Genomic DNA, 18,409 nt, shown 5'->3' with positions numbered 1-18,409 from the left:
CAGACATTTGATTCTCCTACCCAAAAACGGAAAAACCATATAGTGCATGATGTTTTGGAATATATTTTTTTAATCATTGTCAGTTTAAGTGCTCTTTTTTCTGCTCTCATATCTTTTTCAGATCACCTTAAGGCATATTTTTAAAAGTAAGCAACCTATCTAATTCTGACAATGGTTGTGCTGCCATCAAAATTTCTCTTGCTGCTTTTTCATCGCGTTGCATTTGTGCAATCAGAGGCTCAAGTCCATCAAATTTTTCTTGTTTTCGCAAAAACTTTAAGAAAGAAACGGTGCAGCTTTCCCCATAAAGGTCATCGTTAAAATCAAACAAATAGGTTTCCAGCAGCGGTGCCCCATCTTTAACCACCGTTGGACGACAACCAAAACTTGCAACTCCATCATATAAAACACCGTTAGCACGACGCAACCTTACCGCATAAACACCATGTGCCAAACTGGTTTGAGGAGGTAAGATTTGATTAGCAGTAGGAAATCCCAAAAGCCGGCCAAGTTTTTCGCCTTGGATGATATTGGAACGGACCCGATAATGATACCCTAACAAATGGGCTGCTTGTGCCACCTGACCTTGTGAAAGAAGCTGACGAATAAAGCTAGAAGAAATAAGCAGTTGTTGTGGATCTTGTGGGTTACATACGCAGGAAATTTGAACAACCTCAAACCCATATGTTTTTCCCCTTTCACAAAGAAGACGTGAATTTCCACTTTTGTGATGACCAAATTGAAAATTTTCACCCGTTACCACAACTGAAACATCAAAGGCTTGTTTTAAAATGAGGGTGATAAATTTATCTGCTGAAAGAGCAGCAAAATGCGCATCAAAAGGTTGTTCAATCACACCATTAAATCCAAGAATTTTAAAAATTTCAGCTTTTTCAGCAGCCTCTGTCAAACGATCGACAGGAGTTGAGGCACCAAAAAAACTTCTTGGATGCGGTTCAAAGGTTAAAACAACAGCAGGCTTATTTCTTATACGCGCTAAATCAAGCGCTTTTTGGAGCACTACCTGATGTCCACAATGAACACCATCAAAATTTCCAAGTGCTAACACTGCTCCCCGCCAGGCCAAAGGAAGCATATGAATCCCCCGAAGACGCAAAAAATCAGACATTACTGAAGTGCCCACATTATCGCTTGTGGCTTATAGCCATGGCGTTCAATAAAAGAGTGCAAAGCTTGCTTATCTATCACACCGTTTTGCATATAATCATAACGATGAATCCCCCCCATAATATAAAGAACATCAAGACCAAAATGGATTGCACCCTTAACATCGGTCAAAAGGCCATCGCCAATAGCTAAAACCTGACTTTTTTCCACTGTTCCGCGAATTTTTTGAAGTTTTTCAAAGGCACACTCATAAATAGGTGCATAGGGTTTTCCGGCAATGCGCACCTCGCCTCCTAATTGTTGGTAAAGACGCGCTAGTGCTCCAGCACACCAAAATTCCTGATTTCCATAATGTACAATCACATCTGGATTGGCACAAATAAACGGCAAATTGCGCGCCCGCATACGGTGAAACATATCCGCGTAAGCAGACGGTTCTTCAGCAAGATCTTCGAGAAAACCACTACAAACCACAACAGAGGCTTCCCATTCCTCAACCAGTTCACAATCTAACCCTTCAAACAACATTAAATCACGTTGCTGTCCAATGAAAAAAACTTTACGCGGTGCAGAACGAATGAGATCGCGCGTGACATCCCCTGAAGTGATAAGGGCATCATAATAAGCGCTATCAACATTCATGCTTTGTAATTGAGCAACAACATCTTCGCCTGGGCGAGGTGAATTGGTCAAGAAAATGACCTGTTTTCCCAGCTGTCGAATTTTGTGCAACACTTTCAATGCCGGTTCAAAGGCGTGTACACCGTTATGCACAACACCCCAAACATCACAAAAAACAGCATCGTAATGTGCTATAATATTATCAATATGGGTAAGTTCATTCATGTTGCACCTGCTTATATGTTTGCCATTTATCAAACTGTCTTTTACTGTGAAACTACTTATCGAAAGAGTATTCTTCTGTCATCTGCTTTCTCAACACTCTCTTTTTTCTCTCTAACTTCTCAAACTTTAATACAGAAGAGCATTTTTTCTGTATGAACACTTTTGATCAGCAAATACGATCTCAGTGATACATTAGAAAAGCATGAATTATAAAAAATATTGTTTTATAATTTATTGATTTTTTTATATTTTTTCTGATGCCTGCATTGTGAGAAATAATTTTGGGGGGATTCATTTATGAAATACAAATAGAGAGCAATCTTTGCAATCGCTTTTGTCTTTTCTTGTTGTTTAAATTTCAATTTTTATGCTGGAAAGAAAGCTTCTGCTTATATTCAACAACATAAGATACAACCAAGAGGAGAAGCATATCGTTCAAAAAATATGATATTCCTCAACAAGCTTGATGTTTCTGTACAGTGAATTAACAAAAGTCTTGATGACGGACAATGGGCTTATTATCCTCAATCTTATATTCCTTTAGGGATATTAATCTTTTCTATAGCATCTCAAGCTCGGCTTTAGGAAACCGACGGTTGTGTAACATATCGCGTAAAGAATGATAACATTCTTATAAAATTTTAATGGTACAATCTATTTTGGAGAGCAACTGCATCCAACCAAGATTATTATTTTTCAAAATCAGGTGGTGTGGGGGATAATATATTAATGACTTGGACTCTAGACAGAAAGGTTCCCATAAAAAATTATATTGCTCTTATAATGGCTGATCTGCAAGCATGGCGTTTAGACTATAGGCGACCCCTTATGCATTGAAGAACAGAGAAGCATGGCTAATAATAAAGAAAATATACTCTTTTTGTACCATAATGTAAAAGCATCATTCTCTGATGAATATTTTTTTTGCAAAATAAAAGATTGGATTTTTGAAATTACTCCACACGAGTGCATTGCTTTTAAAGCCTTAAAGCATGCCATAGATTGCACAAGATCGTTTAATATTTTAGACTGTCTTTTCAAATACTCTTTTATTATGGAAGCGTATTATGAAACAAAAAAAGCCATTCAATGATAGGTTTTTAATGTTTTTTTAACAAAAGTCTTTCTCTATGCTTCAAAGAGTTGGCAATTCACTTTCTTTCTTCAGTGTTTCACGCTCTTTGGGGGCAATGGGATTATAAATGCCATGCTCTCTTCTCCATTTTTCTTGCTGGTAGAATTTGGCTAGACCACAGTCCATTTGGTGCTTTTTAAGCAGAAGATTGTAAGCTTTTATAATTTGCTGGTGAGAAAAAATGATGCTGATCTTTTGTTATGGTTTCTGCAAGCTTCAAGCCGTGCAAGGTCAACCCCAACAACAAAACACTGCGCATAACCAACCTGTTGAATGACACGCGTTTGCCGATAAGTAGTGTTTTTATCGATTGTTTTTGACTTAAAGCAAAACCGTGACAAAAGCAAAACCGTGACAAAAGCACCGCATGGGCACTTAATCCCATTGCGTGAGGCAAATTGCCGTGTTTTATAGGTTTTAATGTCTATAATCGGATATTGCCGAACAATTCTTTTTCTCCACCTCTCGTTTATGCGGCTTTATCTGCTGGTATGATCATTTTAAAAGGAATACAGCTTGTTACCTGTACCGTATGAATAGAACCGGTACATTTTCTTCAGAGAATTGCACTCATAATGATTTTGAATGCGCTATTATTTCTTGTTTATTTCATATTAAAGAACGAAAATATTACAATTAAACAGTAGCGCTCCTTCTTTTTTTCAGCTATACGCCCATTTTATTAATTTATATTAATGTTTAGAGGGGGGGATGCTCAAAAATAAGCAATCAGTTTACTGAGATTCGTGCTTTACAAAATTATTTTTCCAGAAAATCCTTATCACAACGCTATTTCTTTGCGCTGGGCTTATCACTACTGGGTGCGAAAAAAACTATAGCGTAACAGAATTTAAAAAATTGTGCTCAAACTTTGTAAATCTGAAAGACAGAAGGGGAATTAAATCATGAATAAAATCATTATCACAACACTGCTGCTTTGCACGGGTCTTTTCGTTGTTGGTTGTGAAAAGACCTACAGCGTCGAAGAGTTTAAGAAAGACGAAAAATTATATGAGGAATGGGCAAAAAAATGTGAAAAAGAAGATTCACCTCTAAAATCATCTCAAAATTGTAAAAACCTCCGACAAGCGTATCTGGAACTTTTTATGGGACGCTAATTGTGCCCAAACTTTGTAAATCTGAAAGACAGAAGGGGAATTAAGTTATGAATAAAGTTATTATCACAACACTGCTGCTTTGTACTGGACTTGGTGTTGCTGGTTGCGAAAAGACCTACAGCGTAGAAGAGTTTAAGAAAGATCCCAAATTACTCCAGCAGTGGAAAGAGAAATGTTTTATTTCAGGGGAGTTTGATTCAAAAAATTGTAAAAACGCAGAGCAAGCTGAACGTGAAACCCGTAAAAACGGTTGGCCTGGGTAGAGCTTTATAAATGACGATAAGCAAAAAACTGAAAAGAAAAGGAGGGGAATTCAATTATGAAAAAAGTTATTATCACAACATTGCTGCTTTGCACAGGTCTTTTGGTTGTTGGTTGTGAAAAAACTACAGCGTAGAAGACTTTAAGAAAGATCCCAAATTACTCGAAGAGTGGATAAAAAAATGTGACAAGGAAAAATTACCTATTTCACCTCTAAAATCATCTCAAAATTGTAAAAACCTCCGACAAGCGTATCTGGAACTTTTTATGGGACGCTAAATTGTGCCCAAACTTTGTAAATCTGAAAGACAGAAGGGGAATTAAATCATGAATAAAGTCATTATTACAACACTGCTGCTTTGCACGGGTCTTTTCATTGCTGGTTGTGAAAAAAACTACAGCATAGAAGATTTTAAGAAAGATCCAAAATTACGCCTCGAATGGGAAAAAAAGTGTTTCTTAGGTGGCCCATCTTTACAGGCATCTAAAAATTGTGAGAATGTAGCAAAAGCGGGTATGCAACTTTTTTTTGGAGGTTAAAAGTTGTGTTCAGTCTTCGTAAATTTGGAAGACAGAAGGGGAGTTTATTCATGAACAAAGTCATTATCACAACACTGCTGCTTTGTACGGGTCTTTTCATTGCCGGTTGTGAAAAAACTACAGCGTAGAAGATTTTAAGAAAGATCCAAAATTACTCAAAGAGTGGATAAAAAATGTGACAAGGAAAAATTACCTATTTTACCTATGAAGTCATCTCAAAATTGTCAAAACTTGCTAACAGCTGCCCGTGAAATTGTGTTAGAGGGTTTTGAAAAGGCATTAAAGGAATAGAGTTTAAAGTCTTATGAATTTGAGAGATAGCAGGACAGCAGTGAAGTTATAAACAAAAGTAATTGTGACAATATTGTTTTTTACTCTCTTGCAAGGGAGAGTGAATTTTATCTTGAACATCAAAGATGCTTCTTTCAGTAAATGGAAACCTCCTCTTTGATGAGGTTTTCTCTTTTCATGGAACAGAGCATATCACGTCACATGCAACAGGCTGGATTGGGGGTATGTCCCTATGGTTTTCATTCGAGTTTAGCAAGTTGGTTCGCAGAAATAACCAATACCCCTTATGAGGATGCTGAAATTGAGGATGAGAGAACAGCAGAACAGGTTTTTATCATACAGTTTCTTTAAAGAGTATTGTGTTTTTATTGACGCAAAGATTTCACAGCGTTTACGCGTGAAGATAGGCTTGTATTTAAAATATGTGTACAAGGTGCATGACACTTATACACCTTATGAAAAGCTAACAAAGTTTGGGGTTTGTTGTGTTCTGCTTGTCAATAGAAAGTGGGAGAGGGTAAGGTTATTTTAAAAAGGATCATGACGATTTAAAAGGGCATGAAAACATTGCGTGTGATAAAAATAAAGATTAACACAAGAATAGTTAGACGCGACAGCTGGAATTGGTGCATGAGTGATCTGCTGTGTTAAAGTTCTTTTTGGGTCTTATGAGAATTTGAGGTGCTTATTTGGGCAGCTCACCAAAAAGCCGAGAGAGTATGCCTCGTGCATCTCTATTACGAGTGCTAAGACAACAAAAGCATTGATGCTGACAATCAACGTTGAATAAAGCATAGCAGTTTTGATAAGATCAGCCATAAGAACTTCTTTTTTGTTCTTTGTGGTATCAGTTTTATGAATAACATAATGGTACAGTATGTAATATATGCTGATACAATACATTCGGCAAGTTTAAAATCCTTCTTTAATCTTATGAGAAATTAAGACACTTTGGCACTGTGGGGCATGAAACAGGTGAAAGATTTATTGTGTTTATTTATTTTTTTCAGTGTGTAGGCATCGTATACAAAAACGCTTTTTATACAAGTCTTCTGATTGATTTTATGCAGTAACAAAATTAGCTAAAGCTGCTTATGAAGGCGTACCTAAAAAATCATTTATGATTATTGCAAGAGAAGAGCAACAGTATAGTGCGGTCCTGAGTGTTGGGAGTTAAGTTCGTTTTTTCGACAAAAGCTTTGTTTTGTAGAGGAAATTATCATTCCTATGATTTCTTTTTCCTGTGGGGAGCTAGTATGAAGGAGTGATTGAAAGAGGTATGGATTAAAAATTATGGGGCTTTACATTTTTATAAACTCTTGAAAGAGTTTAAAAAATCCTATACTATGAATAGTTAATGCAAAGAAAAGCGAATGATAATTGAAAAAAGGAAATCTGTGGCTGTTTAGCTGTTTTTAGGTGTCTTTTTTGATGTTGTCGTGTGGTCAATCTATTCAGAGGAGTATTCTTCTTGGGGTTTGTGCACAATACTGTATCTATGCAGAATAGAGCACGTGAGGAAGAGTAAATCTTTCTGGATTGGTGCAAACTGATCCTATGGTATGCCAAATGGCATGCAGGATCAGGAGGCATGTGAAATCAAAAGTTATGGAGGGTAAAATGCCGAAATCTTTAAAAAAATTAGATCTTTAGATACCACAAACTTTTGTTAAGCTTATGTGGGAGCAAGCGGATTGTTGTTTTTTGTCGAAGATTGAAAATTCGTGATATCCGCTGCGGATTGGTTTGAGGATTTGTGGCGTTTTATGGAATTGGTATCGCGCCAAGGGCGGTTTTGAGCAAAAATAAAAATATGCTTTCATACAATCTGTCGAAAGCTAAACAGATATACGCTTTTAAGGATCGTCGTGCTGTTGTCGGTACAATAATTGCACAATGAACTCAATCGAGTGTATCAGCATGAAGAAAGGCTGTTTAATCTCTCTCATTTGAGATCAGGATTAGGCAATACTGTTGAAGAGGGGAATAAAAATGTCTGTAGTGCAATATGGTGATGATAGCTTTGCATCAAAAGCAAAAGTTCTTGATAATGACCTTATTGATCGTGAGTGGGCGATGACAAAATTTGTAGCTGCCGTTAAAGGGTTGGCACAAGTGATTGATTATGAAAGCAATATGCTAGAAAGCAGTGGTCTTCCAGATTATGAAGAAATAAATTTATGTAAAACACGTGGCTTACGTGATCTTAATAAATCTATGAGCGATATAAAACGCTACATGAATGAAGATATTGAGAGTGAGATCGAAAGCTTGTTATCAGATTTACAAGAAAAATTACGTCGTAATAGTGAATTGCTTCAAATTCATTTGGGTGCAGTGAACGATCTTTCAAAAGCTATGCAAGTCGCTACCTGCGCAAGAGAAACAGATATAAAGCTGTGATCCAATTTCAGTCAATATCGGGGATCCTATTAAAAAATTACCTAGAGTTGTGAATTTATTGAGCAGCTTCGGTTCTATACTCTTTGGTGTCACAATTTATGCGGTTTCGCGTTTCGCATTGCAAAAAAATCTGCTCCTTTATTGTGAGAGAGGCTGGTTTTTAATGAGAAAGCAATTCTTCTCTCCTTTTGGTTGATTGCGAGGACTTTGCCTTACAGAGAAAGGGCACCTTGCTTTTGTTTTCGAGTAGAGAGCTGGCTTCCTTCCTTCTTATGGAGAGCTTATCTTTTTTATGGGATATTTACTATAAAAAGTTGTTCCTTTGAAGGGGGGGAGTATTTTTCGTATTATTATAAATAAAATTTATAAGTGAATCATCGGTAGAGTGGAGAGCGATACTGCCCATGTTATACATTGGTAACAAATTGATTTATAATGACAATTCACTGTTTTGTATATTAAATGAGAGCCCCGAATATCGTAAGATTCTCTCATTTCAAATCTGCTTATCTTGAATCAATCAAAATCATTCCCTTGCATGTCAAAAGCGGTGCTGGCGTGTGGGTAAAAACTATACAAGACGTGTGGGTAAAAACTATACAAGAAAGGAGTAAAAACGGCTCTTATGAATCGTCTTAATGCAAGGGCTGTCGCAACATTGGAGGCTGGCAAATAGTATGATGGTGCCGGCTTGTTACTTCATAAGCGTAAAGATGGTGGTGCTCAATGGCTTTATCGTTATACCATTCACGGGCGCCGTCGCGAAATGGGCTTGGGTGGTTTGAGAGATGTCTCTTTAAAACAAGCGCGTGAATTGGCAACTGGGTAGCGCTCTGTTTTACGTAAAGGGTGTGACCCCATTCAAGAACGTGAAAAACAAAAGCGTGAGGCAATAAGCAATCTCCATTATTTAAAAGACATTGCTCTAGACACTTTTGAAAGTCGTAAAGCGGAATTAAAGAATGATGGGAAAGATGGAATCTGGTTTGCACCTTTACGACTTCATATTCTTCCCAAATTAGGCTGTCTGCCTGTTTCAGAGATTACACAAACAGAGATACACAATACCCTTGCTCCTATCTGGCATACAAAAGCTGGAGCTGCTCGGACAGCATTGATACGTTTTAATCTTTGTCTCAAACATGCGGCTGTCTTGGGTTTGGATGTTGATTTACAAGCAACAGAAAAAGCATGCGCGCTCTTAGGAAAACAACTCCATAAAACCACTAATAAACCAGCAATGGATTGGAGGGATGTGCCGGTTTTTTATAAAACACTTTGCAAAACAACAACCATAACACAATTGGCTTTGCGTCTACTTATCCTTACAGAGGTTCTGTACATATCCTTTGTGTCATATTCATAAAGATCAAATTGAAGGTGATATATGGACAATTCCTGCTGAGAATATGAAAGGAAGGCGTGATGCTACAACAGAATTTCGTGTCCCCTTATCCACAGAAGTATTAGAAATTTTGAAACAAGCGCGTCTGCTTTCTCGCAATGATTTCTTTTTTCTGCAAGAGGTTGTGGTCCCCTTGCTGATGGCTGTATGCCACATTACATTAGATGGATATTTTTTAAATATTATCAGCAAAGTATTAATTTATAATGATAGTTTACCTTTGGCATTTTGAATAAGAACTCTGAATGTCGTAAGATTTTTTTATTTCAAAGCTGTTTTATATTGAATCAATAAAGACTATTCATTCACACGTCACAAGTGGGATTGGTTTGCGGATAAAAATATTGAAGAAAACAGTAAAGGTGCTTCTCATAAACTGTGTCATGCAGGATTCTCATAAGGGGTGTTCGGTTATTTCTACTTGCCAATTCCCTAAACGAGAGAAAAAACATGGGGGTCTTATCAAAGCATGTGATGTAAAATTATCACTTGGAATAAATTATAAAATATTTTCATTTTACTTTGTTTTTCCAAATTGGAGAGAGATCTCTTTTGTGACTAAATTTGATGAGGTCACTAAACTTTGTGGGGTGCTAAATTTTTTACGGAAATGTGCATCGGCTTGTGAAGCTTGAGAGGAACTTGGCTATGGTCATTGCTATATCAGATTATTTTTAACATTTTTGTATCAAAATTTTTGTTGAGAGATGGAGATTTCATAAAAAAGGCAGCGCGTTGCACTGCCTGTTAGCAAAATTGTATATTGGTTTTGTTTAAAAACGATAGCGTACTCCACCGGAAAAACTGGTTCCAGATACACCGGCTTTTTGGAGTTTCTTCCGATGGCTAATATCACCATGGAGTGCGATATTGTGAGAGAGGTATGCATTGACACCAATGCCACCCTCAATTGAAGATCCGCTAGGATCAAGATGAAAAGTATCCCCTATTTGTATTGTCTTACCGTCACCAAAAGTTCTGAGTAGATTCAGTTTTCCATAGAAGGAAACAGCCTTATCTTCTTCAGTGGAGGAGAGATTTTTTGTCAAACGTCCACCAATACGTACCAACCATTGATGTGGATTGTTCATATCCACTTCAAAACCATCGGCATCTGAGATCATATTAAACATAAGATTTTGATAAACAAGTTGCGCTTGTGGTTCAAACATCAGCCCCGTAGAACCGGTTGCTAATTTTTGACCAATGGTAGCAGATACACTTAGTGTTTCAGTACCGTCCAATTTTGCGGCATTTCCAATAAGAGCCGTGGTAATATCCCCCTTCAGTTTCCCATAGGAAAGGAGTGTGTTCACATATAGACCATTGCTATGTTGAATGCCGCTATAAGCAGTGAGTAACCATTTATCAAGCGTAGTCTTTTCAGAATCTTCCATTTCATTTGGAGTAAAAGAAAGTTTTCCATATGTTCCTAAAAGACCAAAATGTGTACTGATATCTTTACCTTCCAGCGCAGCCAATATGACACCTAGTTGTAAAGCATTGTAGTTTACATCAGCACCGTAGCCATAGTGCAGTGGATCACGGTTGGAAAATAAGGTGACTTTTTCACCATAGGTGGATAAGAAGACGCCGCTCTTTTTATTATCCTCTGCTCCAAACACTGTTGTGCGCATATTGTCTAACAACATGTTTTGATTGTTTACATCCGCAAAGCCAGCAGAAAACAAAGCATTGGGCATAACCAAATAGTTTGCGACCTGTGGCAAAAGCGCTCTAACCTTCTTATCATCATCAACATAGGCATTCTGCAAACGAAAATCCCAAAAATGACTATCCTTCTGACCAAAGAGATTCTGGCTTGCATGAGAAGTCCCTGGCGCATAGGCAGTGAGTACGTACTTATAAGGAGAACCACCCATTGTCATATAATCTCCCGCTAATTTGAAAGAATTTTCGTTCGCTGTTCCAGAAACTTGAATAAGCGAAATCCCACGTGTTGATGCAGGAGCAGAGGCCATATGTTCTTCCCAAACAATAGCTCTGCCGGTTCTTTTTTTATCCTTTTCCTGTTCGTGAAGATTGATGTGAACTAGGGTGGTCCCTGATACATCACCACCAATCACAAGGCGATCGGTTTCTTGTTCCATTACCGGAGAATGATCATTCCACTTAGTGTTTAAATAAATCTCTGCATTTCCTGTTGCACTATAAACTGTTGTGGTATTTTGCGCTCTGTCTCCTTGCTGCGATTTAGAGCCTACAAATAAGGTTTGATAATGTTTATCTGTGGGCTTGGCAAACACAATACTGCTATCTTGGAGATTAAGCATAGAAAGATGAGAGTATGATTTCTCATTCGCACCAAACTGTTCATAATCAGATGGATTTCTATCGTTATTCTCTGCTTTTTTATTAGATGTTAAAAGCCATGTTGCGTTGTTGCTGAGATTAAAAATGGTTACGTTATTTCCTTCTGTACTTACACGACCTCTTAAAATAGAGTGATCTGCATTTAAAGTAAGAGTATGCGGGGAAGTTTTAACATTTTCTTGTTCTTGATTTTTTACCAGCATAGCGGCATGAATTTCTGAATCTTTGAGATCAACTTCACCGGTTGCAGACGTTCCATAAATGCCAATACCAACACCATTTTCAACGAAAAGTTTCGTATTTGTAAGCATCACCTTACTGATAAGGTCTTTTTCTTGGTGCGCATCTTGCTCTTCGGGAGTAGCGTATATGCCGCGAAAAACGATACCAGAAGTTCCCCGGTCACCTGTAACATTCACTGTCGAATTTTTTAGGCTTATCGTACCGTTCATGTTTAACAAGCCAACCAATGGTGTTATCACAGTAATATCCGTTGCATGAATATTTCCATTCTCTGACGCACTCAATGCGATAAAGTCTGATGAAACTGCCCCTCCTATTAGCTTTATTATTGCATTTTCTCCTTGTGCATCTACGGCAACAAATTTATCGTAAATTTTAGTATTATGCTGCGTTACAGTTTCACCCCCGCGCGCTTCAAGTGCCGAATTGACATCCTCAATTTTAATCGGTTTTTCAGGCAGTTGAGGCACTGCCTCAGCTATTGCTGGTTTCGCCGGTGCTGGCGGCATCGGTGCTGGTGGTATTGGTGCTGGTAGCATCAGTGGTGGTGCGGGCTCTGCAGATGTTGGCCCTGTGGAGAGAGGAGGAGGAGATGATACTTCTTCGGTTGTGGAATTGGGAGAAGGGGAGACTACAGTTGGGCGTCTTCTCGATTTAGCTTTTGTTGTGTCTGTTGTAGGGTTTTCAAGTGAAGAATCTCCCGAGAGAGGCTGCAATGTATTCGCATTAAGGGGATAAGAGAAAAAGAGAATTCCAGAAACGGTGTATAGTAAGAGGCTTTTTTTCATATAGCTATATTCCTCGGTATTCATTTCCCCTCTTTGATAAAAATGAAACCTTTAACTCGTTTTGTTGTTTTTTTAGGTGACAAAACAAAACATATAAGGCGCTCCTTACATTTCAAGATATCGATCAAAGTATTTTTAAAAACGATAACGCATTCCAACGGAGACATATATTCCAGAGACGCCGACTTTTTTGAGTTTATGCTGATAACTGACATCAGTATGAAACCCGATATTTTGCGATAAGTGCGCGTTAATACCCAAACCACCCTCAAGAGAAGTTCCTATAGAAGCAAGCTGAAAACCCTCACCAATCTGCATAGTTTTCTCGTTATCAAAGGCTTTAATAAAATTCAGTTTACCATAAAAAGAAACGGCGTGACCTTTGTTTTGTGTTAAACGTCCGCCAATACGGAGCAACCATTGATAAAAATTACCCATGTTCACTTTAAAGCTCTCATCATCTGGGAGAGTGCTAAATATAAGATGCTGGTAAACAAGTTGTGCTTGCGGTTCAAGCGTTATTCTTTCAACACTGGTTGGCAATTTTTGACCAATGGTGATAGAGGCCCCCAATGTTCTTAGGTCATTTGCTTTTTTTGTATTTTTCGTGAGAGCGGTGGGGATATTGCTTTTAAAAATTCCGTAAGAGAGGAATGTATTTGCATAGATACCACTGTCATGCTGGATGTTTCCGTATGCGGTGAGTAACCATTTATCAAGCATATTCTTTTGAGAACCCTCTTTGTTTTTGGCAATGAAAACTAGTTTTCCGTATGTCCCCAAAAGACCAAAATCCATGCTGGTATTTTGATCTCCAAGCGTCAGTAGTGTAAAAGCTGCTTGTAATGCAACATAGCGAATATCTGCACCAGCGCTATCTTGTGGGGGATGAGGGTTAGAAGATAATGTGATCCTATTGCCATAAGTAGATAAGAAAATCCCTCGCTCTTTATTATCCTTTGGTTCAAACATTGTTATTCGCATATTGTCTAACAGCGTGTTTTGATTGTTCACATCAGCAAATCTGACGCAAACATCGCGTTACGCATCACCAAAGAGCTCGCCACTTGTGGTGTGAGAGCTTTTGCTTTATGATCAAGAGAGGCAGGCGATAAAGTTATGATTTCCTTATCGTCTACAAGCTTAGACGGTTTTTTTGGTATCCGCAGCAGTCTCAATCTTTGGGGACAAATTCATATGCGTTTCTGGTGATGCGTTAAAAGCAGTTTTCGTTGTTGAGGAAGTGATGTTAGTATTTGGATCAGCACTAACACTAAGTTGCAAATCTTTATTGATTTTACGTTGTTAAATAATTTCATCATCTGTTATCGGGAATGAATTTTCCTTATCCTCACGTTGTGGCACACTATGAGCAGAGTGGAATTCATTAACGGTACGTCCTTCTTCTGCCTTAGAGTGAATGGGAGACGGTTTATAGTCTTTGGGTGGAAGAGGAGACACAGGAGTTTCTCCTTCTCTCTCCACTTTTGTTATCGTACCGGTGTTCCAAGCATTCCTTAATTCTGCCCGTATGGTATCGGAAAGCGCCTTGTTTTGTCTTTGTAGGGCATTATCTACTGCTATTGCTTTGTGCAGCATGTTCGCTTTATTTTGCAGCTCACTCCAGCCGCGATTGTCTTGTGTTTCCCATTGTTTGCGCTTTGCATCAAGACGCTGTTGGTTATCAGCAGCAAGATTCAATGCGCTTTGTAAAAATAAGTAGCTGCATTGCTTTGTTGTTGTAAGAAGTCCTTTTCTGCTTTTAATTGGTTCTGATTGCGTTGGTCAAGCATTGCGTTGGCTAGCAGCATGTGTTCTACATTATGATTGTGTTGGGCAGCCATGGCACGAGCATGTATATCATCGCGTTCTTCACGTGACACGTTATTATGCTTATCAGAATTATAGCGACCGACACCTTGGAATTGTTTGTTCGTGCTATCTGCTATCTTCTGTAACCCCTCTCGAAGTTTCTTACTAAAGTATGAATTTTCTCTCATCATGCCACCAGAAGCCATGTTTTCAAGCTCTTCCGTTGTTGCTATTGGAATGCTCTTCAAAACCTCAAAATTGTATTGATTAGCTAAGGCGTTTGCATAGATGATATGGCCGAGTTTTTCTATCAGTTCGTTTTTATGTGCACCAGAGCCGTAGCGACCCGCACCACTGTAAAAGCTGCTAATGCGATTTCTCATCTCATTTAAATCATTTTGAATTGCTTCATTGAAATATGGATTCATTCCAACGATACCAAAAGAACTCGCCGTTCTATGGTGGTTTGTTTCGGCTTTGGGATTATTGATTAACTTCTTTGGGGGTTGTTGTGATTAAGCCTCTCAAGCGTATAGCGTGTTTGAGCATTTAAACCAGAGGCATTACTTGTATTCGTGAAGTTAAAATAAGAAAAAAACAAAGCACAAACGACCGTGCATAATAAATGCTTCTTATGCATAAAAGTTTTTCTGATATCTTTTTCTGATAAATTTAGTAACTTTTCGATGCATTGCGCTTTTTCATGATGCATAAACCATAAACAGCGCTGCTTACACCGCCGCGCTGCTTATAATTTCAAAAAGAGAGATCAAAGATCTCTAAAAACGGTACTGTATTCCACCAGAAAAATTAATTCCAGATGCGCCAGCTTTTTGAAGCTTGTGTTGGTAATTAACATTAGCATGGAGTACAGCATTTTGAGTGAGGTGCGCATTAACACCTAAACCACCTTCAATTGAAGTCCCCATAGAATCAAGGTGGAAAGTATCACCAATTTGTATTGTGCCATTATCACCAAAAGTTTTTATAATGTTCAGTTTACCATAGAAAGAGAGAGGGCAGCCTTCTTTAGAAGGAAGTATCGTTTGCGTTAAACGCCCGCCAACACGCACCAACCACTGATGAGGGGTGCCCATATTCACTTTGAAACCATCAACATCTGAGAAAGTACCAAGTCTGAGGCGTTGATAAACGAGTTGTGCCTGTGGTTCAAAAAACAATCCTTCGGCATCGGTTGCTAGTTTTTGTCCAATGGTAGCTGAAGCACTTAATGTATTCGCGTTATCCAATTTTGCGGTGTTTCCAATAAGAGCTGTGGTGATGTTTCCCTTAAGGACTCCGTAAGATAAGAGCGCATTAACATACAAGCCATTGTCATGCTGGACGCTGCTGTATGCGGTAATTGATCCTTTATCAAGCGTACTCTTCCCAGCACCATCCATATCCTTTGGGGTGAAAGCTAATTTCCCATATGTGCCCAAAAGACCAAAAGTTGTGGTGATGTCTTGTTCCTCTAACGCTACTAATGTAACACCTGCTTGAAGTGCAGCATGCTGAACATCAGCACCATAGCCATATTGTAATGGATCACGATTGGAAGATAAGGTAACCTTATTGCCGTAAGTAGATAAGAAGATTCCTCTCCTGTTATTATCCTTTGTTCCAAAGTCTGTTGTCCGCATATTGTCTAACAATATGTTTTGATTATTTATGTCAGCAAATCCAGCGGTGAATACAGCGTTAGATAATACCAAATAGCTCGCCACTTGTGGTACAAGAGCTTTGATTTTTCCCTCAGGATCAAGAGTGGTACTTTGCAGACGGAAATCCCAAGAGCTCTTATTTTCTCTCAAGAGGTTTTGTGCAGCACTGGCTTTTCCATGGCTTGATGTTGGTCCATAAGCATTCAGCACATATTTATAAGGTAAGCCACCTATTGTGGTATAGCCATTTGCAAGTTTGAAGGAATTTTCATCTGCTTGTCCAGAAACTTGAACAAGTGAGAGACCATGCATATTCGAGGGAATAGAATCCTTTGCTTCTGCATTTTCATCTTTTGAAATGCTCTTGAAACGGATTGTCGTGGTGCCTGATACATCGCCATATACGAGAAGACGGTCAGTTTTTTGTTGTTCTTTTGCTAGACCATCACTCCACTTGGTATTAAAATAAATATCTGCATTCCCTGTTGCATTGTAGACTGCTTTTACATTGGAAAGCCTATTTGGGGAAAGCCTATTTGGCTCCAGTTTAGATTTATCAAAATTCTCAGATTCTTCGTAATCCTCAGAGTTTGGCGGTAGTTGCCCTACATTCAAGGTTTGATAATGGTAATGCGTTAGCTGATTTGGCTCTTTAAATATGATAGAGCTATCGTTAAGGTTCAGTATTGAAACAATAGACTGTGCCCGTTTATTAACGTCAACAAGCGCATAGCTAGATCCAGCTCTATTTGTTTCGTTTTGACTAATCTTTAAGTACCATTCGCTATTATTATTCAGAGTAAAAATTGTTGCGTGTTTTTGCGTTGTTCTTGCCCTTCCTTCCAAAATTGAATTATCAGCGGTTAATGTAAGAGTGGAAGGCTTAATTTCTGGTGATTGATCATTTCTCAATAACATATCAGAAATTATTTCTGAATTTTTAAGTTTAACCTCAGCATCGTCGAATGGTCCTAAAATACCGATACCATCTTTTACAAGAATTTTTGTGTTGGTGAGAGTTGCTTTATTTAAGATAAATTCGTTTTCCTTTGCAAGAAACTTTGAGGCCTTAGCAATAACAAAGCCATAGCTCTTATGATTTCCTTTGACGGTTATAGTTGAATCTTCAAGATTGATTACACCACTACTAAGATCTAAACCCGTTATTAGCGTTGTTGCATCAATTTCTTTAGCATCGATGCGTCCGGCTCTTGATGCAGAAAGAGCTGTCATCTCAGAGGCTACTACTGCTTTTTTTATTGTGGCGACTGACTCCGCTCCACCAACAGCTACTGCAGTGTATTTACCGCGAACAAGGACATTACTAAAAGTCTGTTTTTCGCCGTCTTTAACCTGAATTGCAGGAATTTCATTAGGTGGCGTATTTGCATGCGTTAAACCGAAATGAGAGAAAACGAAGGATCCAGCAATTGTACACAATAAAAAATTTTTCTTATACATAGAGATATGCCCTTAAATATTGATATGCTTTTGATGCTTACTTCATTCCCCTAATGGTGCAAGTAACGGTACGTCTTTTATAGCATTATGTTTTTTTTGTAAACAACAAAACGAAGTATTGAGTGCAATGCTTTTTCTTTTAAAAATCTACTTCAGAAAATCTTTTAAAATGGTAATGCAAACGAGTGGAAAAATGGATTTTAAAAAATATCATTTGATAAATCTATGTCCATTGATTGAATGAACATAAAGATGATATTTTGAAACATTGGGGCTGACCAAAGCTTGTTGTCATTAAAGATTTGCAGGAGTGAGGCAGAAGATATTGCTTTATGAGCCTCCACAAAAAATGAGCACGAGCAAAAATTTTGAGAAGATCATTTAAGTGTGAAAGCAGCAAGGAGGGGAAGTATGAAGAAACAAGGAGGGAAAAGTTGTGCTTTATTCAATGTAAAACAAAGGGATTCAAATAGTTTACATTTTTTATTGCTAAAAAAGAAAGAGAGCTGCTGGCGTAAGAAGTTGTTTTGCTTTGGATTTAAAATCTATTTTCTATCTGGTTAAAGCACATGCATTGGAGCGTGATAAAGCTTTAGTTTTTTCTTACTCCTTTTCTGAGTGCTCTGCATAAAATCTGCATAACAGAGGAGCGAAACACTTTAATTGTGTTTGTTGCATCTGGTTGAATCAACTGTGCAAAGAGAAGCTTCGTGCGATGTCTTTTGTATAAAGAAAGGGAAGGGCGCTTGCTTTATAAGGAAAAAAGATGACTTTAAAATATATAAAAAGGCAGCACAATGTGCTGCCTTTTTTGTTCATGTAAACAGAATAAAAGAGGCTTGCTTTTATAGCCTTGTTTTAAAACTGATAGCGTATGCCACCTGAAAAACTGGCGCCGGAGATACCGGTTTTTTGCAGCTTTTGTTGATAGCTCACATCACCATGAAGCGAGAGATTGTGAGACAGTTGCGCATTGATGC

At 38.2% G+C, this 18,409-nt stretch carries 15 protein-coding genes and 2 pseudogenes; 8 read left to right on the top strand and 9 right to left on the bottom strand.

Translation table 11 applies throughout. From position 1 onward, the window contains the following. Nucleotides 1-127: 127 nt before the first annotated feature. Together ABD915_RS04755 and ABD915_RS04750 are read right to left on the bottom strand one after the other, a co-directional pair. The gene (locus ABD915_RS04755; protein WP_345115892.1) at nt 128-1,129 is read right to left on the bottom strand and encodes a bifunctional riboflavin kinase/FAD synthetase; all 1,002 of its coding nucleotides are present in this window, start codon (nt 1,127-1,129) and stop codon (nt 128-130) included. Next, nucleotides 1,129-1,974 carry a TIGR01459 family HAD-type hydrolase gene (locus ABD915_RS04750; protein ID WP_345115890.1) on the bottom strand — a complete coding sequence of 282 codons (846 nt, stop codon included), beginning with the start codon at nt 1,972-1,974 and terminating at the stop codon, nt 1,129-1,131. Before ABD915_RS04750 ends, ABD915_RS04755 begins: the two co-directional genes overlap by 1 nt. 850 nt (nt 1,975-2,824) lie before the next feature. Here ABD915_RS04750 and ABD915_RS04745 point away from each other — a divergent pair. Beyond that, the gene (locus ABD915_RS04745) at nt 2,825-3,067 is read left to right on the top strand and encodes a hypothetical protein (RefSeq protein WP_345115888.1); all 243 of its coding nucleotides are present in this window, start codon (nt 2,825-2,827) and stop codon (nt 3,065-3,067) included. Between the two features lie 42 nt (nt 3,068-3,109). Here the strand turns inward: ABD915_RS04745 and ABD915_RS04740 are convergent, their stop codons facing one another. Further along, entirely contained in the window at nt 3,110-3,235 is a 126-nt protein-coding gene (locus ABD915_RS04740) for a hypothetical protein (protein WP_345115885.1), read from the bottom strand. 10 nt (nt 3,236-3,245) lie between these two features. Beyond that, nucleotides 3,246-3,494, bottom strand: coding sequence for a hypothetical protein (locus ABD915_RS04735; protein WP_345115882.1), 249 nt, complete (start codon nt 3,492-3,494; stop codon nt 3,246-3,248). 520 nt (nt 3,495-4,014) lie between these two features. Here ABD915_RS04735 and ABD915_RS04730 point away from each other — a divergent pair. From ABD915_RS04730 to ABD915_RS04695, 7 genes and pseudogenes are all read left to right on the top strand, one after another. Then, nucleotides 4,015-4,227 carry an EexN family lipoprotein gene (locus ABD915_RS04730; protein ID WP_345115879.1) on the top strand — a complete coding sequence of 71 codons (213 nt, stop codon included), beginning with the start codon at nt 4,015-4,017 and terminating at the stop codon, nt 4,225-4,227. A gap of 47 nt (nt 4,228-4,274) precedes the next feature. Continuing rightward, nucleotides 4,275-4,490 (top strand): EexN family lipoprotein, encoded by a 216-nt coding sequence (locus ABD915_RS04725; protein ID WP_345115876.1) that lies wholly within the window; start codon nt 4,275-4,277, stop codon nt 4,488-4,490. A 56-nt stretch (nt 4,491-4,546) separates the two neighbouring features. Beyond that, nucleotides 4,547-4,752, top strand: a pseudogene (locus tag ABD915_RS04720) (EexN family lipoprotein); the annotation flags it as partial. A 63-nt stretch (nt 4,753-4,815) separates the two neighbouring features. Further along, a complete protein-coding gene (locus ABD915_RS04715) occupies nt 4,816-5,028 on the top strand; it encodes an EexN family lipoprotein (protein ID WP_345115873.1) in 213 nt (70 codons plus the stop codon). 468 nt (nt 5,029-5,496) lie between these two features. Continuing rightward, a complete protein-coding gene (locus ABD915_RS04705; protein ID WP_345115870.1) occupies nt 5,497-5,670 on the top strand; it encodes a hypothetical protein in 174 nt (57 codons plus the stop codon). Between the two features lie 1,641 nt (nt 5,671-7,311). Further along, nucleotides 7,312-7,722, top strand: a complete 411-nt coding sequence (locus tag ABD915_RS04700) for a flagellar protein FlgN (RefSeq protein WP_345115867.1) — start codon at nt 7,312-7,314, stop codon at nt 7,720-7,722. Nucleotides 7,723-8,413: 691 nt separating this feature from the next. Continuing rightward, a pseudogene (locus tag ABD915_RS04695) lies at nt 8,414-9,292 on the top strand (tyrosine-type recombinase/integrase); the annotation flags it as partial. 608 nt (nt 9,293-9,900) lie between these two features. On the opposite strand, the gene ABD915_RS04690 reads toward ABD915_RS04695, so the two are convergent. From ABD915_RS04690 to ABD915_RS04670, 5 genes are all read right to left on the bottom strand, one after another. Then, nucleotides 9,901-12,516: an autotransporter outer membrane beta-barrel domain-containing protein gene (locus tag ABD915_RS04690; RefSeq protein ID WP_345115864.1), complete on the bottom strand. Its 2,616-nt coding sequence runs from the start codon at nt 12,514-12,516 to the stop codon at nt 9,901-9,903. A gap of 111 nt (nt 12,517-12,627) precedes the next feature. After that, nucleotides 12,628-13,476, bottom strand: coding sequence for an autotransporter outer membrane beta-barrel domain-containing protein (locus ABD915_RS04685; RefSeq protein WP_345115859.1), 849 nt, complete (start codon nt 13,474-13,476; stop codon nt 12,628-12,630). 321 nt (nt 13,477-13,797) lie between these two features. Beyond that, a complete protein-coding gene (locus ABD915_RS04680; RefSeq protein WP_345115856.1) occupies nt 13,798-14,193 on the bottom strand; it encodes a hypothetical protein in 396 nt (131 codons plus the stop codon). After that, nucleotides 14,190-14,732 (bottom strand): hypothetical protein, encoded by a 543-nt coding sequence (locus tag ABD915_RS04675; protein WP_345115853.1) that lies wholly within the window; start codon nt 14,730-14,732, stop codon nt 14,190-14,192. The genes ABD915_RS04680 and ABD915_RS04675 overlap by 4 nt, the downstream gene beginning before the upstream one ends. A 351-nt stretch (nt 14,733-15,083) precedes the next feature. Next, a complete protein-coding gene (locus tag ABD915_RS04670) occupies nt 15,084-17,429 on the bottom strand; it encodes an autotransporter family protein (protein ID WP_345115851.1) in 2,346 nt (781 codons plus the stop codon). Between the last annotated feature and the right edge of the window lie 980 nt (nt 17,430-18,409).

Source organism: Bartonella jaculi, assembly GCF_039543045.1.
Lineage (GTDB): Bacteria > Pseudomonadota > Alphaproteobacteria > Rhizobiales > Rhizobiaceae > Bartonella > Bartonella jaculi.
Note: the sequence above shows the minus strand (reverse complement) of the source record. Positions and strands in the feature narration are given on the sequence as shown.